Annotated in this window: 20 protein-coding genes and 4 tRNA genes; 13 read left to right on the forward strand and 11 right to left on the reverse strand. The window is 69.6% G+C overall.

Annotation, left to right across the window (positions count from 1 at the left end; all coding sequences use genetic code 11):
• Positions 1-2: 2 nt before the first annotated feature.
• The 5 genes from AC3A6M_RS03995 (at position 3) to AC3A6M_RS04015 (ending at position 2,174) form a co-directional block, all read left to right on the forward strand.
• Positions 3-78, forward strand: a tRNA-Glu gene (locus tag AC3A6M_RS03995).
• A gap of 46 nt (positions 79-124) precedes the next feature.
• A tRNA-Ala gene (locus tag AC3A6M_RS04000) sits at positions 125-200 on the forward strand.
• Between the two features lie 25 nt (positions 201-225).
• Positions 226-301: transfer RNA gene (locus AC3A6M_RS04005), tRNA-Glu, on the forward strand.
• An 83-nt stretch (positions 302-384) separates the two neighbouring features.
• Positions 385-1,533: an elongation factor P maturation arginine rhamnosyltransferase EarP gene (gene earP, locus AC3A6M_RS04010; RefSeq protein ID WP_487851441.1), complete on the forward strand. Its 1,149-nt coding sequence runs from the start codon at positions 385-387 to the stop codon at positions 1,531-1,533.
• A 65-nt stretch (positions 1,534-1,598) separates the two neighbouring features.
• On the forward strand, positions 1,599-2,174 hold the full coding sequence (locus AC3A6M_RS04015) for an elongation factor P (RefSeq protein WP_258845939.1): 576 nt from the start codon (positions 1,599-1,601) through the stop codon (positions 2,172-2,174).
• A gap of 77 nt (positions 2,175-2,251) precedes the next feature.
• Here the strand turns inward: AC3A6M_RS04015 and AC3A6M_RS04020 are convergent, their stop codons facing one another.
• The gene (locus AC3A6M_RS04020; RefSeq protein ID WP_487851442.1) at positions 2,252-2,860 is read right to left on the reverse strand and encodes a TetR/AcrR family transcriptional regulator; all 609 of its coding nucleotides are present in this window, start codon (positions 2,858-2,860) and stop codon (positions 2,252-2,254) included.
• 366 nt (positions 2,861-3,226) lie between these two features.
• Between AC3A6M_RS04020 and AC3A6M_RS04025 the strand changes: the two genes are divergently transcribed.
• Genes AC3A6M_RS04025 through AC3A6M_RS04035 form a run of 3 tightly spaced genes read left to right on the forward strand, consistent with a single transcriptional unit; the run spans position 3,227 to position 6,694 of the window.
• On the forward strand, positions 3,227-4,837 hold the full coding sequence (locus tag AC3A6M_RS04025; RefSeq protein ID WP_487851443.1) for an amidase: 1,611 nt from the start codon (positions 3,227-3,229) through the stop codon (positions 4,835-4,837).
• Between the two features lie 4 nt (positions 4,838-4,841).
• Complete coding sequence (locus AC3A6M_RS04030) at positions 4,842-6,317, forward strand: hypothetical protein (RefSeq protein ID WP_487851444.1); 1,476 nt, start codon at positions 4,842-4,844, stop codon at positions 6,315-6,317.
• Entirely contained in the window at positions 6,314-6,694 is a 381-nt protein-coding gene (locus tag AC3A6M_RS04035; protein ID WP_487851445.1) for a nuclear transport factor 2 family protein, read from the forward strand. The genes AC3A6M_RS04030 and AC3A6M_RS04035 overlap by 4 nt, the downstream gene beginning before the upstream one ends.
• Positions 6,695-6,782: 88 nt before the next feature.
• Here the strand turns inward: AC3A6M_RS04035 and AC3A6M_RS04040 are convergent, their stop codons facing one another.
• The 10 genes from AC3A6M_RS04040 to AC3A6M_RS04085 form a co-directional block, all read right to left on the reverse strand.
• Positions 6,783-8,087 (reverse strand): GMC family oxidoreductase N-terminal domain-containing protein, encoded by a 1,305-nt coding sequence (locus AC3A6M_RS04040; protein ID WP_487851446.1) that lies wholly within the window; start codon positions 8,085-8,087, stop codon positions 6,783-6,785.
• A 62-nt stretch (positions 8,088-8,149) separates the two neighbouring features.
• The gene (locus AC3A6M_RS04045) at positions 8,150-8,665 is read right to left on the reverse strand and encodes a TssQ family T6SS-associated lipoprotein (protein WP_487851447.1); all 516 of its coding nucleotides are present in this window, start codon (positions 8,663-8,665) and stop codon (positions 8,150-8,152) included.
• A 19-nt stretch (positions 8,666-8,684) separates the two neighbouring features.
• Positions 8,685-9,881 (reverse strand): serine/threonine-protein kinase, encoded by a 1,197-nt coding sequence (locus AC3A6M_RS04050; RefSeq protein ID WP_487851448.1) that lies wholly within the window; start codon positions 9,879-9,881, stop codon positions 8,685-8,687.
• A 116-nt stretch (positions 9,882-9,997) separates the two neighbouring features.
• Positions 9,998-11,407 (reverse strand): ATP-dependent RNA helicase DbpA, encoded by a 1,410-nt coding sequence (gene dbpA / locus AC3A6M_RS04055; protein ID WP_487851449.1) that lies wholly within the window; start codon positions 11,405-11,407, stop codon positions 9,998-10,000.
• A 132-nt stretch (positions 11,408-11,539) separates the two neighbouring features.
• Positions 11,540-11,779, reverse strand: a complete 240-nt coding sequence (locus AC3A6M_RS04060; RefSeq protein WP_487851450.1) for a hypothetical protein — start codon at positions 11,777-11,779, stop codon at positions 11,540-11,542.
• A 63-nt stretch (positions 11,780-11,842) separates the two neighbouring features.
• A tRNA-Met gene (locus tag AC3A6M_RS04065) sits at positions 11,843-11,919 on the reverse strand.
• Between the two features lie 65 nt (positions 11,920-11,984).
• A complete protein-coding gene (locus AC3A6M_RS04070) occupies positions 11,985-13,130 on the reverse strand; it encodes a methyltransferase (protein ID WP_487851451.1) in 1,146 nt (381 codons plus the stop codon).
• Positions 13,131-13,143: 13 nt separating this feature from the next.
• The gene (locus tag AC3A6M_RS04075) at positions 13,144-13,356 is read right to left on the reverse strand and encodes a hypothetical protein (protein WP_036240255.1); all 213 of its coding nucleotides are present in this window, start codon (positions 13,354-13,356) and stop codon (positions 13,144-13,146) included.
• Between the two features lie 139 nt (positions 13,357-13,495).
• On the reverse strand, positions 13,496-17,302 hold the full coding sequence (locus AC3A6M_RS04080; protein ID WP_487851452.1) for an AAA family ATPase: 3,807 nt from the start codon (positions 17,300-17,302) through the stop codon (positions 13,496-13,498).
• A complete protein-coding gene (locus AC3A6M_RS04085; protein WP_487851453.1) occupies positions 17,299-18,576 on the reverse strand; it encodes an exonuclease SbcCD subunit D C-terminal domain-containing protein in 1,278 nt (425 codons plus the stop codon). Before AC3A6M_RS04085 ends, AC3A6M_RS04080 begins: the two co-directional genes overlap by 4 nt.
• Positions 18,577-18,699: 123 nt before the next feature.
• On the opposite strand from AC3A6M_RS04085, the gene AC3A6M_RS04090 reads away from it, so the two are divergent.
• From AC3A6M_RS04090 to crcB, 5 genes are all read left to right on the forward strand, one after another.
• Positions 18,700-19,935, forward strand: a complete 1,236-nt coding sequence (locus AC3A6M_RS04090) for a winged helix-turn-helix domain-containing protein (protein ID WP_487851454.1) — start codon at positions 18,700-18,702, stop codon at positions 19,933-19,935.
• Between the two features lie 240 nt (positions 19,936-20,175).
• Complete coding sequence (locus tag AC3A6M_RS04095; RefSeq protein ID WP_487851455.1) at positions 20,176-20,817, forward strand: hemerythrin domain-containing protein; 642 nt, start codon at positions 20,176-20,178, stop codon at positions 20,815-20,817.
• Between the two features lie 95 nt (positions 20,818-20,912).
• On the forward strand, positions 20,913-23,546 hold the full coding sequence (locus AC3A6M_RS04100; RefSeq protein ID WP_487851456.1) for a DUF349 domain-containing protein: 2,634 nt from the start codon (positions 20,913-20,915) through the stop codon (positions 23,544-23,546).
• 23 nt (positions 23,547-23,569) lie between these two features.
• On the forward strand, positions 23,570-24,025 hold the full coding sequence (gene moaE, locus AC3A6M_RS04105) for a molybdopterin synthase catalytic subunit MoaE (protein ID WP_487851733.1): 456 nt from the start codon (positions 23,570-23,572) through the stop codon (positions 24,023-24,025).
• Positions 24,022-24,393, forward strand: a complete 372-nt coding sequence (gene crcB / locus AC3A6M_RS04110; protein WP_487851457.1) for a fluoride efflux transporter CrcB — start codon at positions 24,022-24,024, stop codon at positions 24,391-24,393. Before moaE ends, crcB begins: the two co-directional genes overlap by 4 nt.
• The last annotated feature ends 53 nt before the right edge of the window (positions 24,394-24,446 follow it).

Raw genomic sequence — 24,446 nt, forward strand, 5'->3', positions numbered from 1 at the left:
AGGTCCCCATCGTCTAGAGGCCTAGGACATCACCCTTTCACGGTGAGTACCGGGGTTCGAATCCCCGTGGGGACGCCAGCATTGCAAGGAGCCGCCTTGGGCGGCTCTTTTGTTGAGATGTTTTGGGGGTATAGCTCAGCTGGGAGAGCGCTTGCATGGCATGCAAGAGGTCAGCGGTTCGATCCCGCTTACCTCCACCAAGTTGTAGAAGTAGAAAAGTTTTAGGTCCCCATCGTCTAGAGGCCTAGGACATCACCCTTTCACGGTGAGTACCGGGGTTCGAATCCCCGTGGGGACGCCAGTCAAAGACCGGAGCAGACCACCCGCAGATGCGGAAAGGTGCTTCGGTTTTTCTATTTGGTCGTCCACTCTTTTCAAACGATCATGTCGCCTAAATTTCCTCGCACGCTAGCCATTTTCTGCAAGGTCGTCGATAACTTTGGCGACATCGGCATCTGCTGGCGCCTGTCGCGTCAATTCCATGCCGAGCACGGCATTGCCGTTACGCTGTGGGTCGATGACCTGGCGAGTTTCCGCCGCATCTGGCCGCAAGTGGACGTGAACGCCGCCGTGCAGCAGATCGATGGCGTCACGGTGCGCCACTGGGCCGGCCAGGACGGCGACTTCGCCCCGGGCGATATTCCCGGCATGGTGATCGAATTCTTCGGCGTCGATCTCCCGCCCGGCTATATCGCCGCGATGGCGCAGTGCGAGCCGCGCCCGGTCTGGATCAACTACGAAGGCCTGAGCGCCGAGGAGTGGGTCGAAGGCTGCCACCGGCTGCCGTCCATGCATCCGCGCCTGAAACTGACCAAGCATTTCTTCTTCCCTGGCTTTACGGACAAGACCGGCGGCCTGCTGCGCGAACGCGGCCTGGTCGAAGAGCGTGCGCGCTTCCAGGCCGACCCGTCCGCGGCCGCCGACTTCCTGGCGGGCCTGGGCGTCCTGCCCGCCGAGATGGATGCGCTGAAGGTCAGCCTGTTCTGCTACCCGCAGGCCCCGGTGGCGGAGTTGTTCCAGGCCTGGGAACAGGGCGGAGGGAAGGTCACCTGCCTGGTGCCGGAAGGCGTGGCGCGCGAACAGGTGCAGGCTTTCCTCGGCGTGGAGGCCGAAGCTGGCACGGCCGTCACCCGCGGCGCGCTGACGGTGCGCGTGATTCCCTTCATGCCCCAGACCGACTACGACCGCCTGCTATGGGCCTGCGACCTGAACTTCGTGCGCGGCGAAGACTCCTGGGTGCGTGCCCAGTGGGCAGCCCGTCCTTTCATTTGGCACATTTATCCGCAAGATGAAAACTTGCATCATGTTAAACTCCGCGCGTTCTTGCAAAAGTATGCGGTGAATACGCAGAGTCTGGTCGACTTTTCCCTGCGCTGGAACGAGGCAGGGGAAGGACGCATGGACGAACTGTGGACGTCCCTGCAAGCCGAATTGCCGACGATCGTAAGCCGGGCCCACGAGTGGGAAGCGCAGATGTTGGTAAATGGCGATCTAGTGAGCAATCTGCTGAATTTCGCCCGGTCCCTTCGATAGGCGGCCGGAAAATAACGTGGTATGATGCTCGGTTACTGCAACTCCTTTTTTGGTTAATAATTCCTATGAAACCCGCAAAAGAAATTCGTGTCGGCAACATCATCATGGTCGATGCCAAGCCTTTCATCGTGCTGCGCTCTGACGTCAACGGCTCGAGCCGCACGGGCTTCACCTACAAGTGGAAGATGAAGAATCTTCTGACCAACGCTCCGCTGGAAAACGTATTCCGCGGCGACGACAAGTTCGACGTGGTCGTGCTGGACAAGAAGCCGGTCACCTACTCGTACTTCGCCGACCCGCTGTACGTGTTCATGGACGAAGAGTACAACCAGTACGAAATCGAAGAAGAGAACCTGGGCGACGCCATCAACTACCTGAAAGACGGTATGGAATGCGAAGCCGTGTTCTACGACGGCAAGGCGATCTCGGTCGAACTGCCGATCACCATCGCGCGTCAGGTCATCTACACCGAGCCGGCCGTCAAGGGCAACACCTCGGGTAACGTCATGAAAGAAGCGAAGCTGGAAAACGCGATCGAGTCGAAGCAGTTCACCATCCAGGTGCCGCTGTTCGTCAACCAGGACGACGTCATCGAAATCGACACCCGCACCGCCGAGTACAAGAAAGTCGTGCGCAACTAAGCCGACTGCTGCTCAAGAAAAAAACGCTGCCCCGGCAGCGTTTTTTTTCGTCCGTACGCGGCGCAATCCGCGCGCGGCTAGGCCCGGCAGCGCAATCCATCCACCAGCAATCCCACCATCTTCCGCGTCGCGGCGGTGTCCTCGTCGGGATTGGCCTTGCACAGCGTCGCCACGGCGCGCAGCAGTTCGTCGGCCTCGTAGCCGGGACGGATCACGCCGCGCTCGACGGCGGTCTGCAGCAGCGAGGCGAGGGCGGGCCGCAAGCGGCCGAAGAAGTATTCCGGCAGCGCGGCATACGCGGCGTTATCCGATTGCAGGGCGCCGGACAGCCCGCGCTTCGTCACGATGAAGTCGACATAGCGCTGCATCCAGCGCGACAAGGCCTCGCCGGGTTCGTACTCGCCGGCGAAGCTGGCGGCGGCATCGGCGCAATCGTCGATCTGCGACTTCATGACGGCGACGATCAGGTCCGCGCGCTGCGGGAAGTGGCGGTAGACCGTGCCGACACCCACGCCCGCCCGCTCGGCGATCGCGCGCACCGGCGCGTCGACGCCCGATTGGGCAAACACATCCATGGCCGCCTGCAGCAGTGAACGCAGATTGCGCTGGGCGTCGACACGCCTGGCGCGCGGCTGCTGGTCATCCACCTCCGGCGAGGCTTCTTCTTGATTTGGGTTGGTATCCATAAAAAATATCTATTAACCGGAACGACGTTCCGGTTATAATGCGGAATCGCGTTCCGCTTTTGCGATCATATCAGATTCTTCGATGTCTTCAGGAGGACACCATGAACAAGACCGAAGTATGCATGTTTTGCCGCTACAGGAGAACCCGTGCCGGCGCTGGTGGGGCCGGGGCCTGCTGTCCCGCCGAAGAGGTATTGAACACCGGGCCGGAAGCAGGCGTCCGCGCGGTGCAGGGACGGGCCCGGGCGATGCCTGAGCGGCTGCGCACCCCAGCGCGCCCGCCGCAACCGATCCGTTAGCACTGAAACCGTGTCACATGAGCAACTTTGCTGCTATGCTCATGCATTATCTGACGCGGAGGATTGCATGAAACGCAGGGATTTCGTTCGGCTGGGAGTAGGCGCAGGCGTGGCGGCAGGGGCCGCCGGCGTGGCGCAAGTGGCTAATGCGGCAAATGGCCGCAGCACGGCAGCCGGGGGCAGTATCCTGGATGCGGGCGTCCAGGAACAGCAGGCCCGGATGGCGGCCGGCAAGCTGAGTTCGAAATCGCTGGTGCAGCAATACCTGGCGCGCATCGCCGCCATCGACAAGGCCGGCCCGCGCATCAATTCCGTCATCGAACTGAACCCGGACGCCGTCGCCATCGCGGAGGAACTGGACCGCGAACGCAAGGCTGGCAAGCTGCGCGGCCCGCTGCACGGCATCCCGGTCCTCATCAAGGACAACATCGCCACCGCCGACAAGATGTGCACCACGGCCGGCTCGCTGGCCCTGGCCGGCGTGCGCGCCAGCAGGGACGCCTTCGTCGCGCAAAAGCTGCGCGAGGCGGGCGCGGTCATCCTCGGCAAGACCAACCTGTCCGAGTGGGCGAACATGCGCTCCACGCACTCGGTCAGCGGCTGGAGCGGGCGCGGTGGCCAGACCCGCAATCCCTACGCCCTGGACCGCAACACCAGCGGTTCGAGCTCGGGTTCGGGGGCGGCCATGGCGGCCGGCCTGGCGACCCTGGCGATCGGCACCGAGACCGACGGCTCGATCGTTTCGCCTTCGTCGACCTGCGGCATCGTCGGCATCAAGCCGACCCTGGGCCTGGTCAGCCGCAGCGGCATCATCCCGATCGCCCATTCGCAGGACACGGCCGGTCCGATGACCCGCAGCGTGGCCGACGCGGCGCTGCTGCTGGGCGCGATCGCCGGCGTCGATGCGGACGACGCGGCCACCAGGGACGGGCAGGGCAAGGCGGCGGATTACGCCGCGGCGCTGCGCACCGACGCCTTGCGCGGCAAGCGCATTGGCGTGGCCCGCAACTTCTTCGGCAGCAGCCCGGCCATCGATGCCGTCATCGAGAAGGAGCTGGCGGTGCTGAAGGCGCAGGGTGCGGTGCTGGTCGACGTGCAGGTGCCGAACATCGACAAATACGGCGACAGCGAACTCGAAGTCCTGCTGGCCGAATTCCGCCCCGGCCTTGAAGCCTGGCTGGCGAACTATGCGCCGCATGCGCCGGTCAGGACCATGGCCGACGTGATCGCCTTCAACGAAAAGAATGCCGGCCGCGAGCTGCAGCACTTCGGCCAGGAGCATCTGGTCGCCGCCCGGCAGAAGCCCGGCCTGGACGACAAGGCCTACCGCGACGCGCTGGCCAACAACCTGCGCTTCTCGCGCGAAGAGGGCATCGACAGGATCCTGAAGGACGAGAAGCTGGACGCTCTGGTGGCCCCGACCGGCGGCACCGCCTGGCTGACCGACTACATCAACGGCGACCACTACGGCGGCAGCTTTTCCTCACCGGCGGCGGTGGCCGGCTACCCGCACGTGACGGTGCCGGCCGGCTATGTGCAGGGCTTGCCGGTCGGGCTCTCCTTCGTCGGCACCGCCTGGACCGAGGCGGCCCTGATCGGCATGGCCTACGCCTACGAGCAGGCCAGCCTGCGCCGCCGTCCGCCGGCATTCCCGGCCACGGTCAACGTCAAGGCCTGAGCCCATGCGTGCCCCGCTGACGAAAGGTAGACATGCGGCCGCCCTGTGCCTGGCGATGCTGGGCGCCGCAGGGCATGCGGATGCCGCGGCCGAGTCCAGCGACTGGGCCGCCATCGCGCGCCAGGACCTGAACTTCGCGGCGCAGGCCATCCGCACCCGCCATGCCGGCTACGTGGACGGCCAGCCGAGCGTGACCCTGCCGCTGGCGGCGGGACTGCGCGCCGGCCTGCCGGAGGCGGACGCGGTGCGCAGCGAGCAGGATTATCGGCGCCTGATGATGCGCTTCATCGGCGGCTTCGGCGACCCGCATACCGGCATCGACCTGCACTTGGCCGTGCGCGGCTGGACCGGCCTGGTGATCGACCGCGACAGCGCGGCAAAGGGCGGGCGCTACCGCGTGGTCTGGTCCGAGCCGGGCTGGCCCACGCCGCTGCCGCCGACCGGCAGCGTGGTGCACAGCTGCGACGGCAGCTGGATCGGCACCTGGCTGCAGCTGCAGGTCGCGCCCTTCATGAACCGCAGCGTCGAGTACGGCGCCACCTTCAGCAGCCTGGCGCAGCAGGTGATGTTCGACCTGGGCCTGGGCTGGACCCCGTCGGCCTGCGACTTCGAGCTGCCCGACGGCAGCCGCAAGACCTTAGCGCTGCCGCTGCGCAGCGTGCCGGGCGAGGTCGCGCAGGCCCGCCTGGATGCGCTCCAGCCGCGTTGGCGCGCCGTCGCCAGCCCGGTTGGCGTCAGCACGCTGGCGCCGGACAAGCGCTGGGTCGGCATGCCCGACTTTAATGGCGCGCGTTCGGGTACGGCCTACGAGGCGCTGTATCCGCAGCTGGCCGCGCTGCCGAAGTCCGGTTGGATCGTGTTCGACCTGCGCGGCAACGGCGGCGGCGACTCGACCTGGGGCAGCCGCGCGCTGGCGGCGCTGTACGGCGAGGCCTATGCGCGGCAGCTCAGTGCCGCGGGCGGCGCCAGCAAATACCTGATCGCCGACACCGGGACTGCGGACCTGCTCAGGCGCTACATCGCGGCGCCGGAATTCGCCGCCTCGAAAGCGGAAAGCGAGGCCGACCTCGCCAGGGTCGAGGCGGCGATGCGCGCCGGCGAGCGGATGGCGCAGGTAGCGGGCAAGGCCGATGCCGCCGCCGCGCCGGTCGTGGTGCGCCGCCCGCACGGACCGCGCGCGGCCGCCGTCATCGACCGCAACTGCTTCAGCTCCTGCATGAATTTCCTGCAGCAGCTCGCCGCGATGGGCGATACCGTGGTGCTGGGCGAGCCCACCCTCGGTTATTCTCCGTTCGGCGAGATCAATATCATCGCACTGCCGAGCGGGCACGGCGCCCTGCGCATCCCCTCGGCGATCTTCAGGACCGCGCAGGCGACCCGCGAACCCTTCGTGCCGGACTACCCGTTCGGCGGCAATATGGCGGACGGGGAGGCGGTGCGTCACTGGGTCAACACTACTCTGGATGGGATCAAGAAATGACGACGAACACCACGTACAAGGAAGCCGCCGTGGCCTTCCTGCAGATGACCGCCGCCGGCCAGGTCGAGCAAGCCTTCGAACGCTACGCCGGCCCGCAATTCCGCCACCACAATCCGCATTTCCGCAGCGACGCCGAGTCGATCAAGGCCGGGATGCTGGAGAACGCGGCGCGCTTCCCGGACATGCTGTTCGAGGTGCAGCGCGCGATCGCCGACGGGCCGCTGGTGGCGGTCCACTCGCGCGCGCGGATGCAGCCGGGCGCGCCCGACATCGCAATCGCCCATATCCTCCGCTTCGAGGGCGACAGGATCGCCGAGATGTGGGACATCGGCCAGATGCAGCCCGATCCGATGCTGAACGAGCAGGGGATGTTTTAAGAGCGCCTAAGAAGCCCTCATGGCGGCGTTGCATCGTCTCGCCGTACTAGCGTACTGTCTTCGACGACGCGCCTTGCCCTGAGGGCTTTTAGGCGCTCTTGGTCAGCTGCTGGCCGAGCCGCTTGCCCAGCGCCAGCAGGGTGAGCGTCGGCGGCAGGCCCCAGGGCTCGGGGATCACCGAAGCGTCGCACACGTGCAGGCCGGGCGTGGCGGTCTGCAGGCCGCCGTCGACCTGGTCGCCGATGCGCAGGCTGCCGCCGGGATGGGCGGCGAAGTGGTGGCTGGCGAAGATATGGCGGGCGCCGGCCTGCTCCAGCACGCCGCGCGCGATCGCGATGCCCTTGTCGAACTTTTCGCGGTCGGCCGGCTGCAGGGTCTTGTCGACCCAGCGCTGGCCCACGCGCCCGCCGATCCCGTCGCGGATCTTGACCATGATGCTGAGCGTGCGGCGATGCGCCAGCAGGCGGTCGACGCGGCCGGCCTGCAGGGCGAAGGCCTGGAACATCGCCTGCGGCAGGGTCAGGTCGGCCAGCGCGATGCCATCCTCGCTCCAGCTGGCGCCTGCAGCCATCGGCACCTCGGCGCCGCCGGGTTCGTCCGTACCGAGATCGTCGACGCTGCCCATCACCGCCACCACCGGATCGCTGAAGAACGCGGCCGGGCGCGCCAGCAGCCCCGAAGCGCGCAGCAGGCGCGGGCTGCCGATGCCGCCGGCGGCCAGCACCACGCGGCCGGCGCGCAACTGCCGGGTCTCGCCGCCGACCCAGGCCTCCACGCCCACCGCGCGGCCATCTTCGACCAGCACGCGTATCACCCGTGCGCCCGCAAGCAGCACCGCGCCGTGGCCGCGGGCTTCGTCGACGAAATCGCGCGCGGTCCATTTGGCGCCGAAGGGACAGCCGGTCACGCAACGCCAGCAGCCGCGGCGGCAGGACTCGGGCCGGATCAGCTTGTCGAGCTTGCGCCAGTCGAGAGAGAGGGCGAGCGCCGCTTGCATGATGCGGGCCGCCATCGGGCCGACCAGCGCGTCCGGCAGCGGCGCCATCGGCAGCTCGGCGCGCAGTTCGGCCAGCGCCGGTTCGAGGTCGATGCCGTGGGCGGCGAACATCGCGCGTGGCGGCGGGGCCGCGGTGGCGAAGTTGATGGTCGAGGTGCCGCCCAGCGTGATGGCGCGCACCAGAAGGGAAGCGTCGCGATGGATGAAGGCGCCCTTGCCGGGCACGGCGGCCATCCCCGCCATCTGGCCGAGCGTGCCCTTGAGCGGGGCGGCGCTGCCCTGTTCCAGCATCAGCACGGCCGCGCCGTGCCGGGCCAGCTCGCGCGCCACGCTGGCGCCGCCGGGGCCGGTGCCGACGACGATCGCGTCGAACGAAGAAGGAGAGGGAGCGGTCATGCCGGCATGCTACCACCGCAGCCGCACCGCGTGCGTGCAACGGCTGCCGGACCTTGCCGGCGTCAGCGCGTGGCGGCCGCCTGCTTGGCCTTGGTGAAGACCGGTCCCCACAGCGGGTGGCCGTGCTCGCCGGGCGCCAGGTCGAAGGTCGGGTCCAGGCGCAGCGCGCGGTCGAAGGCCTGGCGGCACGGCGCCGGCCGCGACGTCACGCAGTAGCTGAACGCCAGGTATTTCAGGGCCGTCAGGCGCGTGGCCAGCGGGCCGTTGTTGACGTCGCGCCGCGACAGGCGCCGGATCGCGCCGTTGAAATCGCCGTCGTTGTACAGGCGGATGCCTTCGCGCAGGCCGTCCGGTTCCTTCGGCGCGTCGGGCACGCCGTCGCCGTCGCGGTCGCGCGCGCGGGCGGCGGCTTCGCGCGGCGGGGCGGCGTCGCGCGCCGCCGACGGGGTGTGCGCTTCGGCAGCCTTCGGGTGCGAGGGCGTGCGCGCCTGCTTCTGGTCGAAGATCGGGAACTCGGCGCAGCCGCCGAGCAGCAGGGCGCCGGCGGTGGCGAGGGCAAGGAGGTGGAGTCGCTGCATGGGTCTCATGGGTGCGTGCTTAGCGGGGTTCGTCGTTGAAGTCCACGGCGATCTGGCCGCTGCCGCCGCGGGTATCGACTTCGAGCACGCGGTCGTGGAAATTCGGATTGGCGATGCGGATCGTGTGTTTGCCGGGCGCCAGGGTCAGGCGCTTGACCGGCGGGCTGGCGCCGCGGTCGACCCCATCCACGTAGACGATGCCCCAGGGCTGGATCCGCAGCCTGTAGGTGGCGCTGCCGGCTGCCGCTGCCGCTGCTGCTGCTTGCGCTACTGCTGCGTTCGGGCGCGCCGGGGCGGCAACCGTGCCTGGGCCGGCAGGGGCGGCAGACTGCGGCAGCGCCGCGGGCGCTTCGTCGAGGTCGGCCTGGCGCGCCGCCGGGTCCGGCCGGGCGGGCATGGCCGGCTCTTCCGCTGCCTGCGGCCGCAGCGCGGCGGCGGCGCGCGGCCGGTCCCGGACCGGCTCGCCGGATTGCGGAAGGGTCAGCACGATATGGTCATAGGAGCCGGAGTCACGCAGCTCGGCGAACACGGCCAGCGCGATCGCGACCAGCACCGCGCCGCCGCCGGCCGCGATGGCCCAGCGCTGCCAGCGCGCGAGTCCGCCGCCGAGGCGGGACGGGGCCGGGGCCTGCATGAAGGAGGGCAGAGCGTCCTTCGCGGGGGAGGCGGATGGCGGCATCGCGGCTTCAGGCGCCGGGGCTGCGGCTGCGGCTGCCGCTGCGGGTACGGGCGCGCCGGCCGGCACGGACGGACCCAGCGATACGATGCCGAGGATGTGGCGCAACTCGTCGATGTTGCGCGGACGGACGGCGGGATCGTCCGACATGCAGCGGTCGACCGCGCTGACCAGGGAATCGCTGTAGCCGTCCGGGACGCGGCCGCGCAGCGGACCGCCGGAAACCAGTTCGCGGGTGATCGCGAAGTGCACGACCTGCGCCAGCGCCGTCAGGTCGGCCGGCTCGTCGGTGTCGACGCCGGCATCCCCGGAGGGCAGCAGCAGGGGTTCGCCGTTGTCGTGGAAGACCACGGTGTCCGGCGTGATCGCCCGGTGCGGCATGTGCATCGCGTACTGCAGCTCGAGCGACTGCAGGAGCTGGCGGAAGATCTTGCGGCACCAGGCCTCGTTGACCTGCGCGGGATCGTGCTCGACGATGTCCCTGACGGTGCGGCCTTCGATGCGCTGCTGTTCTGGTCCGACGGTGAGTGTGCTGGCCATTTTGCTAACCTCTGTTTGGTGCAAATCATGCCAGATTTACAGGTGCGGTGCCCCGTAGTGCACTCAACCGTGCGCGCCTGTTACGCGTTGTTACAACTCAGCAGTATCGGCCCGCTTCAGACCTCGATCCAGCGCATCTTGAAGTTGCGGCCCTTGACGGTGCCGAACTCCGGGCCGAGCGGATTGCCGCCGTTGAGCCGCTCGAAGGCCTGTTCCGCGATCCTGCGGTCGAGCGCCACATAGCTGAAGAATTCGCCGATCTGGATCTTGCCGACCTGGTCCTTGTGCAGGCCGGCGTCGCCGGTGAGGGCGCCCAGCAGGTCGCCCGGACGCAGCTTGTCCTTCTTGCCGCCGGCGATGGACAGCGTCATCATCGGCGCCGGCCCGTCGGGGTGGATGTCGTCGCCGAGTTCGGCCAGCGGGTGCCATTCGGCCGGCGCCTGCTGGTAGTCCTCGATCAGCTTGACCCACTTCTTTTCGTTGGGCGCGGCCAGGGTCAGCGCCTCGCCGGATTCGCCGGCGCGCCCGGTGCGGCCGATGCGGTGCACGTGCACTTCCGGGTCCTTCGACACGTCGACGTTGACGACGGCTTCGAGGCCGGCCACGTCGATGCCGCGCGCGGCGACGTCGGTGGCGCACAGCACCGTGCAGCTGCGGTTGGCGAACAGCGCCAGGGTCTCGTCGCGGTCGCGCTGCTCCATCTCGCCGTACAGCGCGCGCGCCGACCAGCCGTGTTCGCGCAGGTAGTCGGCCAGCTCGCGGCAGCGCGCCTTGGTATTGCAGAACAGGATCGCGGACGCGGGACGGAAGTGGGCCAGCAGGCGCGCTGCCGCTTCGAGGCGGCCGTCGAAGCCGATCTCGTAAAAGCGCTGTGCGATCCGGGCCGGCTCGTGGCGCGTCTCGACCGCGACTTCTTCCGGTTCGTTCAGGAAGCGCGCGGTGGCGGCGCGGATGTCGTCCGGATAGGTGGCCGAGAACAGCAGCGTCTGGCGGTGCGCCGGGCATTCGCGCACGATGGCTGCGATCTCGTCGTAGAAGCCCATGTCGGTCATGCGGTCGGCCTCGTCGAGCACCAGGGTGCGCAGGCGCGCCAGGTCGAGGGTGCGCTTCTGCAGGTGGTCGCGGATCCGTCCCGGGGTGCCGACCACGATGTGGGCGCCGAACTCCAGGGTCGCGATCTGCGGCCGCATCGGCACGCCGCCGGTGAGCACCACGACCTTCACGTTGCCGATCCCGCGCGCCAGCCGGCGCAGTTCATTCGCGACCTGGTCGGCCAGTTCGCGCGTCGGGCACATCACCATGCCCTGCACCGCGAACAGCGCCGGGTTCAGGCGCAGCAGCATGCCGATGCCGAACGCGGCGGTCTTGCCGCTGCCGGTCTTCGCCTGCGCGATCAGGTCGCGGCCGCCGAGCGCCAGCGGCAGTGTCGCGGCCTGCACGGGCGTCATCTCGTGGTAGCCGAGCTGGGTCAGGTTGGCAAGGAAGGGGGCGGCTAGCTGGAGGGAGGCGAAGGAGGTGGTGGACATGGTGGCCTAAAATTAACCGTCATCCCCGCGCAGGCGGGGATCGAAGTTTGCAAGCGTAACCGAAACGCCGGCAGAACTTGGATTCCCGCCTGCGCGGGAATGACGTGCAGGGGCTAACGAATACCGCTTGGCTTACGCCGCCGGCTTCCAGACCGGCAAACCGGTCAAATCGAGGTCGGGATCGGACTTCCACACCGGCAGGCCGGTGGCGTCCGTTTCGTCCAGGTCCAGCAGCGGGATCTGTTCCTGCCTGGGGGTGCTGCGGCGGTTGCGCGGGACGGGGCGCTTCGGTTCGGGGACAAGAGCATCGACCGGTTCGGCAGGCTCGAAGCCCGGCAGGTCGAAGGTGGCGTTGTCTTTCTTGTCTCTCATGCGCTGCGCTGGCCCAGAAAACAAAAGCCCGGCTCAAGAGTCGGGCTTCTGTCATACAGTATTTGGTTGCGGGGACAGGATTTGAACCTGTGACCTTCGGGTTATGAGCCCGACGAGCTGCCAGACTGCTCCACCCCGCGTCTGAGAACGCCATTCTACCGCGTCCTGGCCCGAAGTGCAAATCGGCTTGTTTGCCCAAGCCTGCTCAAGCAGCCTTCAGGCGCCACAGCGAGGTGACCTCCGCCATGCGCGCGGCCGCCAGGGGGTCGTCCGGGTCGCTCGCCTTCGGGTGCACGGGGCGGATGTCGTGCCGGCCCGCGACCGCCAGTCCGGCCGTCTCGATCCAGCCCAGCAGCTGCTCGCGCGAACGCAGGCCCAGGTGCTCGGCCAGGTCGGAGAGGATCAGCCAGCCTTCGCCGCCCTCCAGCAGGTGCTCCTTCAGGCCGGCCAGGAAACCGCGCAGCATGCGGCTGTCCGGATCGTACACCGCGTATTCGATCGAGGAACTCGGCTTGCCCGGCAGCCAGGGCGGATTGCAGACCACGAGCCTGGCGCGGCCCTGCGGGAACAGGTCGGCGCGCACCACCTCGACCTGGCCCTCCAGGCCCAGGCGTTCGATGTTGGCGCGCGCACAGCCCAGCGCGCGCTCGTCCATGTCGGTCGCGATCACGCCCTGCAGCCCGCGATGCGCCAGCACCGCCGACAGCACGCCGGTGCCGGCGCCGATGTCGAAGGCCAGCGTTGCGCCCGCGGGCAGGGGCGCCTGCGCGACCAGTTCCACGTACTCGCCGCGCACCGGCGAGAACACGCCGTACCAGGGATGGATGCGCTCGTCCAGCACCGGGATGAAGACACCCTTGCGGCGCCATTCGTGGGCGCCGATCACGCCCAGCAGCTCGCGCAGCGAAGCGACGAAGGGCTCGCCGCCGACGCCATAGGCTTCCGAGCAGGCTTCCTTCACATCCGGCGCGCGGCGCAGCGGGATCGTGTAGCCACCCTCGAACGGGATCAGCAGCATCGCAAGCGTGCGGGCGCGCTGCAGCTGGGCCAGCCGGTGGCGGTGGAACTGCTCGGTGAGCGTTGCCGGTTTCGCGGCGGTCCTGGCGCGCTTGCTTCGCCCGCCCTTGTGCTCGATCCGGCGCACCAGTGCCTGCAGCAGCTGGCGCGCATTCTGGAAGTCGCCGCGCCATAGCAGGCCGGTGCCTTCCAGCGCCAGGCGGTAGGCGGTGTCGGCGTTCATGGTGTCGTCGGCCAGCACGACCTTCTTCGGCGCCGGCCAGCCGCTCTCGGAATGCCAGGCTGCCTGCCGATCCTCGCCGTTCTCGATCCAGTGGATGCGTTCGGTATTCAAGCGGGGCGCCCGATCAATGGTGGTGGTGCCAGTGGAGTTCGTTCGACTCGACGAAGGACTTCACGGCATCCGGGTTGCCGGTGGCGTGGCGCTTGATCTCGCCGCACTCGCAGATGCCCTGGTAGGGCTGGATGTGCGAGCAGGCCGAGACTTTCTGCAGGGTGACCTTGACCGGCTTGGCGCACTTGGCGCACTTGAAGGTCAGGAAGCGGGCGGGTTTGTTCATGGTTGGTCGTGAAATTGGTTAACGTCGTCCCCGCGCAGGCGGGGACCCAAGTTCTGCATGCGTCAACGAAATGCGTGCGACTCGGGTTCCCGCCTTCGCGGGACGACGATAGAAGGGGCGCATTTTAGCATCGGGCGCATTATTGGACCGTGACCGCGCTACTGCCGCCGCCCGCCGGCCGCACCAGCACCTTGGTGGAAATCCGTTCGGTCATCTCCTGCACGTGCGAGATCACGCCCACTTTCCGTCCCAGCGACTGCAGCGCATCCAGCGCATCCATCGCGACCCCGAGCGTGTCGCTGTCCAGGCTGCCGAATCCTTCGTCGATGAACAGCGACTCGACCTTCACCCGGTTCGACGACAGCGAGGCCAGGCCCAGCGCCAGCGCCAGCGAGACGAGGAAGGATTCGCCGCCCGACAGCGAGTTCACGGAACGGATCTCTCCGCCCATGTCCTGGTCGCGCACCATCAGCGCCAGCGACGGGCCGGCCTGGCTGATCACGCGCTCCAGGCGGTAGCGGCGTGCCAGCTGCGACAGGTGGATGTTGGCGTAGCCGAGCAGGACGTCGAGCGTGAACTGCTGGGCGTAGTTGCGGAACTTCTTGCCGTCGGCGGAACCGATCAGTTCCGCCATCCTGGCCCAGCGTTCCTCGATGGCGCGCTGGCGTTCGATCTCGGCCATCATCGAGCGTGCCCGCTCGCGCCGGCCGTCGTCCTCGCGGATGCGCACGGCCAGGCTGGCGGCCGTTTCGTGCACGGTGCGGCGTTCGGCCTGCACGTCGTCGAGCAGACCCGCCAGGGCGTCCACATCGGCCGGCGCGCCGGCGTCGGCGGCGGCATCGCCATCCACGTCCACGGCAACCGCCGGCAGCGCGGCCTGCTGGCGCTCGTGCTGCTCGCGCTGTCCGCGGCGCTCGGCCAGCACCGCGGCCGCCTGGCGCGCGCGGTTGTCCAGGTCGAGCAGGGCGCTCCGTTCCTGGGCGATGCGGGCGGCGCCGACCGTGAGCAGGCTGGCCAGCTGCTGTTCGTTCTCGACCGGTTCCAGTTCCGGATCGCTGCCGGCGAAGTCCTCGATCCAGAGCGCCAGGCGCGCCGCGGCATCGGTGGAGGCGCCCTGCAGGTCGGCGATGCGGCCGAGGGCCTGGGCCTGGGCGGCGCGCACCCGCGCTTCCAGCTGCGCCGCCTGCAGGCTGGCCGCCTGGCAGGCCGCCAGCCCCTGGCGGGCCGCGGCGACCGCGGCGCCCAGCGCCTGTTCGACCTCGAGCGCCTTGCGGCCTTCGAACAGGGCGGCGCGTTCCTGGCGGCGTTCGCGCAGGTCCGCGTCGATGCGTTCGAAGTCCTGGCGGACGGCGTCGCGCTGGCGCGCGGCCTGGGCGGCGCGTTCCTCCAGCGCGGCCTGGCCGGCGGCGAGGGCATCGATGCTTGCGCTCAAACGGGCCTGCAGCGCCGACCGTTCCAGCCACTCCCGGGCCTGGGCCGCGCGCGCCTGGCGCCAGCCGGCCGGGTCGCTCTGCCATTGGCCTTGCCAGCCGTCGCCGGCGGCATCGCTCAGCACCGGGTCGAGCTCGGCCAGCAGGGCGGCCAGGCTGCTTGCTGCGGCCTCGCGGCGCGCCGCCAGCCCGGCGATGTCGGCGTCCAGCTTCGCCAGCCAGGACTGGGCCTGCTGGGCTGCCGCCAGCTGGCGCGCGTGCTCGGCGTTGGCCTGGTCCCAGGCCTGCTGGGCGGCGTCGCGCGCCAGCCGTGCGCGGCCCAGGGCCTGGTCGCGCGCGTCCAGTGCCTGGAAGTCCGCGCGCAGCTGGGCCGACTGGGCCGCGAACCAGGCCGCGCGTCCGGCTTCGGGTGGCGCTTCGGTGGCCAGCGCGCCGTCCTGCCATTCCTGGTCGAGCTGCGCGACGCTGGCGGCGAGCCCTTCGCGTTCGCGTCCGAGCTGGGCCAGCTTCTCGCCCGCGGCATCGAAGGCGGCACGGTGTTCGGCCTGCAGGTTCACGTTCTCGCGCTGCGCGCGGCGGCGCGCGGCGACTTCCTCGGACAGGCCGGCAAGCACCGCGTGCAGGCGCTCGTCCTGGTGGCGGTAGGGATGGTCTTCGGCGCCGCAGACCGGGCAGGGGTCGCCGTCGGCCAGGGTCGCGCGCAGGCTTTCGACGCCGTCGGCGCAGGCCAGTTGCGCGCCCTTCAGCAGGCGCTCGGCCTGGGCCGCCTCGGCGTCGAGGGCGATGCCGGCGGCGCGCGCCGCTTCCAGCGCCTCGCTGGCGGCGGCGCGGGCCTGCGTCGCCTGCAGGGTGCCCGCATCGAGGTCGGCCAGGCGCTGGCGCGCGCCCGACAAGGCGTTCCAGGTCTGTTCGAGCGAGGCCAGGCCTTCGCGGCGGGCGTCCAGCCGGCGCCGTTCCTCGCGCAGCAGCTCGGCGTCGATGGCGGCCAGCGCGTCGGCGCTTGCGCGGCGCGCTTCGTCGCGGCTGGCCAGCAGTGCCGTCGCCGATTCCAGCGCGACCGCGTTGCGCCGGGCGCCGCTTGCCGCCTGCTCGGCGCCGGCGCGCGCCTCGTTCAGGGCCGCGGCCGACTGGGCATCCAGGCGCGCGGCTTCCTCGGCCTGGACCAGGCGCTGTTCCCAGCGCGTCCACTGGCCGGCCAGGCCTTCCAGCGTGCGCTGCGCCTGCAGCCAGGCGCACGTGTCCTGCAGCGACTGGCGCGCGGCGGCCAGTTCCTGGGTCTTGGCCCGCAGCGCGGCCTCGGCTTGCATGGCCTCTTCGGCCGCGGCGTCGCGCGCGCTGCGCGCCTTCTCGTGCGCAGGCACCAGGGTCTGCAGGGTCGCATCCAGGGCTTTCGCGCGGTCGAGTTGCGGACCGGCGGCGCGTTGCGCTTCCTCGGCCGCTTCGAGTTTGCGTTCGGCCTCGATCTGGCCGCGCAGGGCTTCCTGCTGGGCCGCCAGCGCACTCGCCAGTTCCTGTTCTCCGGCCGCCAGCCGGGACTGGGCCTGTCTTTGCTCGTCGGCCAGGCGCGCCAGGTCCGCCATCAGCGGACGCGCCGGCTGCACGGCGTCGAGGGTCGCAAGGCGCCGGCGCCGTTCGCCCGCGGCGTCGAGGTCGGCGTTGGCCGCAGCCAGCGCAGTCTCCGCCGCGGTCTCTGCGGCACGAAGGCGCGCCAGTTCCTGGTGCCAGCGCAGCCGCTCTTCCAGCGCGGCGCGGCGCACATCGACCTCCGCCAGGCGGCGGTTGGCGTCAAGGAGCTGCTGCTCGAGATCTTCGCGTTCGGCCGGGGCCAGCGGGGCCTGGTCCTGCAGGCGCGCGGTCAGGCGCCGCATCGCTTCCTGTTCGTGGCGCCAGCGTTCGAAGGCGCGGCGCGAGATCTCGCTGTAGACGGCGCTGCCGGTCAGGGTCTCGAGCAGTTCGCCGCGCTCGTTCTCGTCGGTGCGCAGGAAAGCCGAGAACTCGTTCTGCGCCAGCAGCACCGAGCGCGTGAACTGTTCGAAGGACAGGCCGATGCGGCGCTCGATCTCGCCCAGCACCTCGGTCTTGGTGGCGCCGATCGGATGCAGCTCGGGCAGGCGCTGCAGGCTCATGGTTACCGGCTGCAGCGCGCCGGCGGCGCGGTTGCGCGAGCGGCGCACGCTCCAGCGCGCGCGGTAGCGGCCCTCGTCGTTGCCGACGAAATCGACTTCGGCATAGGCCTCGGCGGTGCCGCGCCGCAGGAGGGTGCGGCGGTCCTGCACCGACAGCACGTCGTCGCCGACGTCGGGCAGGAAGTTGCCGGCGCGCGGCCCCTTGATCAGGCGCGGGGTGGCGTCGTACAAGGCCAGGCACAGGGCGTCGAGCAGGGTGCTCTTTCCCGCGCCGGTGGGGCCGCTGATCGCGAACAGACCGCTCGACGCCAGCGGCTCGCTCTCGAAGTCGACCTCGAATTCGCCGGCCAGCGAGGCCAGGTTCTTGCCGCCGATGCGCAGGATCTTCATGCGGACTCCCGGTCGGCGGCGCCCGGCGCATCGGTGGGCAGCATCAGCTCGGCGAAGGCGGCCAGCTGGTCGGCAGGCGCCTCGTCGCCGAAGCGCTGCTGCCACAGGCGGCGGAAGATGTCGTCCGGCTGCAGCTGGGCCAACTGGTCCAGGCTGAGCGCGGCGTCGATGCCGGCGGCGGTGACCACCTTGCGGGTCGGCTCGATCTTCGCCAGGCGCACCGGCTTGCCCTCCAGCGCCGCCTCGACCTGGGCGCGCAGGCTGGGCTCCGGGCCGTCGAGCAGCACCCGCACTTCCAGATAGGGTTGTTCGTGCAGCGGCGCGTCCGGCAGGTCGAGGCCGACCAGCTCGGCGATCACCTGCTTCAGCGGCGCCGGCTGGGCCGGCACGCGCAACAGCTCGACCGCGCGTGGCACGTGCAGCGCGACGATCTCCTTGGCCTTGTCGCCGTCGAGGTCGATGCGCAGCACCTGGTGCCGGTAGCCGATCTCGGCGAAGGACAGCGGCAGCGGACTGCCGCAGTAGCGCAGGTGGTCCTGCTTGCCGACCTTCTGCGCGAGGTGCAGGTGGCCCAGCGCGGCGTAGGCGATGCCCGGATCGAACATCGACGAGGGCAGGGCTTCGGTGCCGCCGATCAGGATGCGGCGCTCGGAATCCGGCGAGGAATCGCCGCCCACCATGTGGCAGTGGCCCATCGCCACGATCGCCTCGCCGTTCGCGCAGCGCGAGCGCGCCAGCGCGTAAGCCTGCTGGTAGAGCAGGGCGATGCCGGACAGGTAGGCGTCGACTGGCGTGCCATCGTCCGCCGCCGCCAGCTCCACGCGCGGCACGTCGCCTGGACGCAGGAAGGGGATCGCCACGCACCATGCCTTGACGGCGCCGTCGCGGCCGGTCAGCGGCACCACCAGGCGTTCGAGGTCGATTTCTCCGGCGGCGTCGCGCACCACGTGGCCGACGACCCTGGTGCCGTGCGCTTCGAGCAGCGGGCCGGGCGCTTCCAGCCGGCCCGGCGAATCGTGGTTGCCGGCGATGGCGACGATGTCGAGCTGCGGCGAGCGGGCGCGCGCCTGCTGCAGGAAACGGTAGAGCTGGCGCTGCGAGGCGGCCGACGGATTCGAGTTGTCGAAGATGTCACCCGCGATCAGCAAGGCATCGACCTGCTCGGCCACGATGGTCTCGAGCAGCCAGTCGAGGAAGCGCTGGTGTTCGTGGGTCCGGTCGAAGTTGTGCAGGGTCTGGCCGAGGTGCCAGTCGGAGGTGTGCAGCAGCCGCATGGGTGGAATGTCTTACGGGAAGGTGGGTGAGTCAGGGGGCTCACTATAGCGCAGACCACAGGAGCATGACAAAAGTTCTCGGACTGATGAGCAACATGGCAATACGTCCACTAAAATCATGCCATGAGCGAATTTATCCTCTCCCTGGGCGCCGCGCGCGCCCTGCACCTGGCGGCCCAGGGCATGCTGCAGCCGCGCCGCGCCCGCGCCACGAAAGACGACGTGCTGGCGGCGATCCGCCGCATGGGCGTGCTGCAGATCGACACCATCAGCGTGGTCGCGCGCAGTCCCTACCTGGTGCTGTGGAGCCGGCTGGGCGACTACGACCCGGCCTGGCTCGAGCAGCTGCTGGCCGAAGGCAGACTGTTCGAATACTGGGCCCACGAAGCCTGCTTCATCCCGATCGAGGACTACGGCCTGTACCGCCACCGCATGCTCGACACCGCGCCGCTGGGCTGGAAGTCCGGCGCCAAGTGGATGCAGGGGAATGCGGAGCATGTCGCGCGGGTGCTCGAGCATATCCGCATGAAAGGCCCGACCCGCGCGGTAGACTTCGAACGCACGGACGGCAAGGGCGGCGGCTGGTGGGAGTGGAAGCCCGAAAAGCGTTCGCTGGAGGCGCTGTTCACGGCCGGCAAGGTGATGGTCGCGCGGCGCCAGAATTTCCATCGCGTGTACGACCTGGCCGAGCGCGTGCTGCCCGGCTGGGACGACAGCCGCGCGCCGGGCATGGACCAGGTCCGGCGCGAATTCGTGCTGCGCGCGGTGAAGGCGCTGGGCGTGGCGAAGGCGGCCTGGATCCCGGATTACCACCGCACCAGGGCGCCGCACCTGGCGCCGCGAACCCTGGCCGATGAAGGCCTGCTGCTGCGCGCCCGCGTCGAGGGCTGGAAGGAACCGGTGTTCGTGCATCCGGAGCACGCCGGCCTGCTGGCGTCGGCGGCGCAGGGGAGCCTGAATCCGACCGTGACGACCTTGCTCTCGCCCTTCGATCCGATCGTCTGGGACCGCCGCCGCGCGCTGGAGCTGTTCGGATTCGACTACCGCCTGGAGTGCTATACCCCGGCCGAGAAGCGCCAGTACGGTTATTTCACGCTGCCGGTGCTGCGCCGCGGCCAGCTGGTGGGGCGGATCGATGCCAAGGCGCACCGCGCGGCCGGGGTGTTCGAACTGAAGTCGGTGGCGCTCGAACCAGGGGTGCGGCCGAGCGGGCGCCTGCTGCGCGACCTGGCCGCGGCGCTGGGGCGATGCGCGCGCTGGCATGGCTGTGCGCTGGTCGAGGTGACCCGTGCCGAGCCCGACGCCGTGGCGGCGCCGCTGCGCGCCCTGTTGTCCGACTCCCAGGCCGTTGCCGCCTGAATACGCGTTGGCGGCGCGTCCGCTCGCGCCGGCGCGCGAGGTAGCTCGGTTTGTGACAGATCAAGCCTGAGCTCAGGCCCCTCCGTACACTAGGTATTCTTTCAGGCCGATGAAAACGATACCTCAGGGTCCAGCCCTTCCTTCAGGCCTGTTCAAAACAACGCCTCCCATCCAGGTTCCCGTCCTGACCTTTCCGGTCGGGTGAACCTTTGTGTTGGCGAATAACTGAGCGGAGACAAAATGCTGACGTCAACTTACACCCTCGTGGCCTTGTCCGTGGAACAGACCACCGTCCGCTCGGCGCTGCAGTCGCTGGCGCGGTCGCTGCATGCACTTCCTGACGATGGCGGCACCCTGGCTCCCGGCCAGGCGGCGGAGCTGTGCGCCGAACTGCGCCAGGTGGTGGACGATTGCCACTGGCGCAAGCTGGACAAGTTCCTGATCCCGGCCCTGCGCCGCGCCACCTGCGCCGCCGACGGCCTGCTGCGCGATCTCGAGCAGATCAGCCGCGGCGCCGCCGATTCGCTGGCGTCCGCCGAGGCCTGCGTCGACGCCGGCACGCGCGGCGTCGACGGCGAGGGCTTCCGCGAAGCCGTCGAGCGCTGCATCGCCGCCCTGCGCTGCCGCCTCGAGCGCGAGGAGCACGAACTGTTTCCCCTGGCGCGCAGCCTGGTGCGGGGCGAGGCCTGGTTCGCGATCGCCAACCAGATGCTGGCGCACGATGCCGTGGCGCGCGAACGGCGCGGAAGCCTGGGGCACGGGCGCCTGCGCCCGGAGCCGCTCGAATCCCGCCATCCGCTGGCCGATCCGCTCGGGCATGTCCATGAGCCGGCCGGCCCGGAATTCGGGCGGCGCCACGCTGGGCTGTCCCTCCTGCACTGAGGCGCCGGCGTCCGCCGTCCGCACGCGCCAGTCCGGTGGCGCAGGGCCATCATGGTTCTTTGTTATGATGGCGATTTTGGAAGTGCGATTTCATCATGTTCGAGTTCCTATTCAAGCGGCCGGGCGACAACAAGCCCGGCGACAAGCCGGCCGGACAGGGGGCGCAACCGGAACAGGCGGCCTCTGCGGGCTCGAGCTCCACGGGGGCAGGCGCTGCCGCGACCCCGCAGCGCGCCTTGCAGGCGGAACGGCTGAGCCGGATCCAGGGCGACGAAGCTGCCGCGGTGGAATTCATTCTCCAATGCGAATTTTCCGAGCTACGCCTGGCCGCGGCCGAGTTCGTCCATCGCCCCGAGCTGCTCGAACGCGTCCATGCCGCGATGCGCAATACAGACCGTCGCGTCGCCAAGCTGATGCAGTCGCGCCTGGACGCCCACCGTCACCACGAGGCGGAACGCCTGCGCGGCGAAGCGACGCTCGCACAGGCGCGGGCGCTGTTGAAGGACGAGCTGCTCACGCCCAACCATGTCGCCGACCTCGACCGTAAATGGGCGGTGATCTCCGCGCCCGAGCTGCAGGACGAGTTCGCGGCCGTGCGCGCCGCGCTGGGCCAGCGCCTGGAGGCGCAGGTGCAATTGCAGCGCGCCATGATCGACCGCCTGGCCAGCCTGCGCCGGCTGCCGTCCGAGCCCTTGCCGCCGGCCGAGCTGGCCGCGCGCCTGGAAGCCCTGACCCAGGAACAGGCCCAGGCCCTGCAGGCCCCGGAGCACCCCTCGCTGCCGCGCGGGCTGGTGGCGGAGGTCGGCCTCGAAGCCCAGAAGCTGCAGGCCAGCCTGCACGAGATGGAAGCCGGCCAGGCCGCGCTGGCGGCGCGCGAAGCGTTTATCGCAGCCCAGCAGGACAAGCCGGCCGCCGAGCTGAATGCCGACGCCTTGCGCAAGGAATGGCACCGCCTGCCGCAGGCGCCGCAGGGCGAGGCCCTGGCCGCGCTCCAGCAACGCTTCGACGCCTTGCTGGCGACCCTGCCGCAGCCGGAAGCGCGCAAGCCGCGCGAGCACAAGGAAGCGCAGCAGCCGAAAGAACCGAAACAACCGAAACAACCGAAAGAACCGAAAGAGCAGGGCAAGCCGCGCGGCGCCGACCAGCATTTCATCGACACCATGGATGCGATGGAATCGGCCCTGCAGCAGGGCTCGCTGGGCAGCGCCGCCGAGCTCGACAAGGCGCTGAAGGAGTCGCGCGAGAAGGGCATGCGCCTGACGCCGGCCCAGTCCGACCGCCTGGCCCACCTGCGCGCCGAGCTCAAGCGCCTGTCCGACTGGGCGCGCTGGGGCGGCAACGTGTCGCGCGAAGAACTGATCAGGACGGTCGAAGCGCTGCCGACGCAAAACCTGGGGATGAGCGAGCTGGCCAAGAAGGTGGGCAGCATGCGCGAGCGCTGGAAGGCCCTCGACAGCCTGTCCGGCGCCGCCCCGAAAAGCCTGTGGGAGCGCTTTGACGCCGCCTGCACCGCGGCCTACGCGCCGGCGGCAGCCCACTTCCGCCACCTGGCCGACGAACGCCACGCCAACGCCGCGCGCGGCCAGGCCCTGGTCGACGAGGCCAACGCCGAGATCGCGCGCCTGCGCGCCGGCGAGGTGGAATGGAAGCACGTGGCCGGCACGGTGCAGCGCCTGCGCCTGGCCTGGAGCCACCTGGGCGCGATCGACCGCAAGGAGAAGAAGCGCCTGGATGCGCAGTTCACCGACGCCCTGAACATCCTGCAGGGGCCGCTGGAAGAGCAGCGCAAGGCCGAGATGTCGAGCCGCGAGGAACTCATCGAACAGGCCGCGGCGATCGACCCGCACGACCGCCATGCGCTCGACACCATGCGCGCCCTGCAGCAGCGCTGGCAGGAGCACGCGCGCGCGCTGCCGCTCGAACGCAAGAGCGAACAGGCGCTGTGGCAGCGCTTCCGCGCCGTCTGCGACGAGGTGTTCCAGCGCCGCAAGGAAAGCATGCACGAGGCCGACATCGAGCGCCGCGCCCACGAAGCCGCCAAGGAGGCGATCAGCGCGCGCCTGGAAGCGGCGGCGCCCGACGTCACCCCGGCCAGCGCCGGCAAGCTGCTGCGCGAAGCCGCCGCCGAGTGGCAGGCGATCGGGCCGGTGCCGCGCGCCCACGAGTCGAGGGTCGAGAAGCGCTACCACGCCGCGGTGGCGCAGGTGCAGCATCACGCCGACCTGGCGAAGCGCGCCGCTGGCCTGGCCCAGGCCGGACAGCTGCGCGACAAGCTGCGCCTGGTGCAGGAACTGGAACAGGCCGTCGCCGGCCAGGGCGTGCCCGAGGCCGACTGGGAAGGGCGCTGGGGTGCCTTGCCGCCGCTCGACGCCGACCTGGAGCGGACCCTGCGCACCCGCTTCGACGCGGCCCTGCGCGCGCTCCAGGACGGCCGCGAGGCCTACGCCCGGCTGCTCGAGCGCAACCGCGACACCCTGCTGCACGACCTGCTGCGCGCCGAGATCCGGGCCGGCATCGACAGCGGCCCCGAGTTCGCGCGCGAGCGCCTCAAGCTGCAGGTCGAGGTATTGCAGTCCTCGCTGAAGTCCGGCCACAGGGGCGGGCAGAAAGAGGGCGGAGGCAGCCATGCCCAGCTGCGCGAGCTGGTCGCGCTGCCGGCCCTGACCGACGCCCGCACCGCGTCGCGCATCGAACAGCTGTTCATGCGCCTGGCCCGGGAGGGCAAATGAAGGGAGAGTCCTTGCAGAATTTTATCGAGGTAAGGGTCCAGCAGGACGATTTCGATCTCGGCGCGGAAGTCGCGCGCCTGCGCGCGGGCGACCCTCGCGTCGGCGCCGTGGTCAGCTTCGTCGGCACGGTGCGCGACCTGAACGATGGCGCGAAGGTCGCCGAACTGGAGCTGGAGCATTATCCCGGCATGACGGAACGCGCGCTGCAGGAGATCGTCGAGCAGGCGCGCGCGCGCTGGCCCTTGTACGGCGCCCTGGTCGTGCACCGGGTCGGCCCGATGCAGCCGATGGAGCAGATCGTGCTGGTGGCGGTCAGCGCCGCCCACCGCGGCGAAGCCTTCGCGGCCTGCGAATTCATCATGGATTACCTGAAGACCGAGGCGCCGTTCTGGAAGAAGGAACAGACGCCGGAGGGCGCCCGCTGGGTCGACGCCCGCGTCAGCGACGATGCGGCCAGAGCGAAGTGGGCTGGCCGATGAGCTGGCTTGCGGTAGGCCTTGGCGCCGCCTTCGGCGCCTGGCTGCGGTGGGGCCTGACTATTTTCCTGGGGCAATTGCACTCACACATACAGCTCGGCACCCTGGTGGCGAACCTGGTGGGCGGCTACCTGATCGGCCTGGCGCTGGGCTTTTTCGGCAGCTATCCGGCGCTGTCGCCGGAATGGCGGCTGTTCGCCATCACCGGTTTCCTGGGCGGCCTGACGACCTTCTCCAGTTTTTCCGCCGAAGCGATGGTGCTGCTGCAACGCGGACACTATGGCTGGGCGCTGGCGCACTCGGGCGTGCACCTGCTCGGCTCGATCGCCTGCTGTATCGCGGGATTCGCCACCTGGCGCGCGATTGCCTGAGCCGCGCTGCAGGTTTCGCATCTTGAAATATCGTTGCCGCATCCCTAACTTGG

The organism is Telluria sp. Soil_C_11 (genome assembly GCF_057657395.1).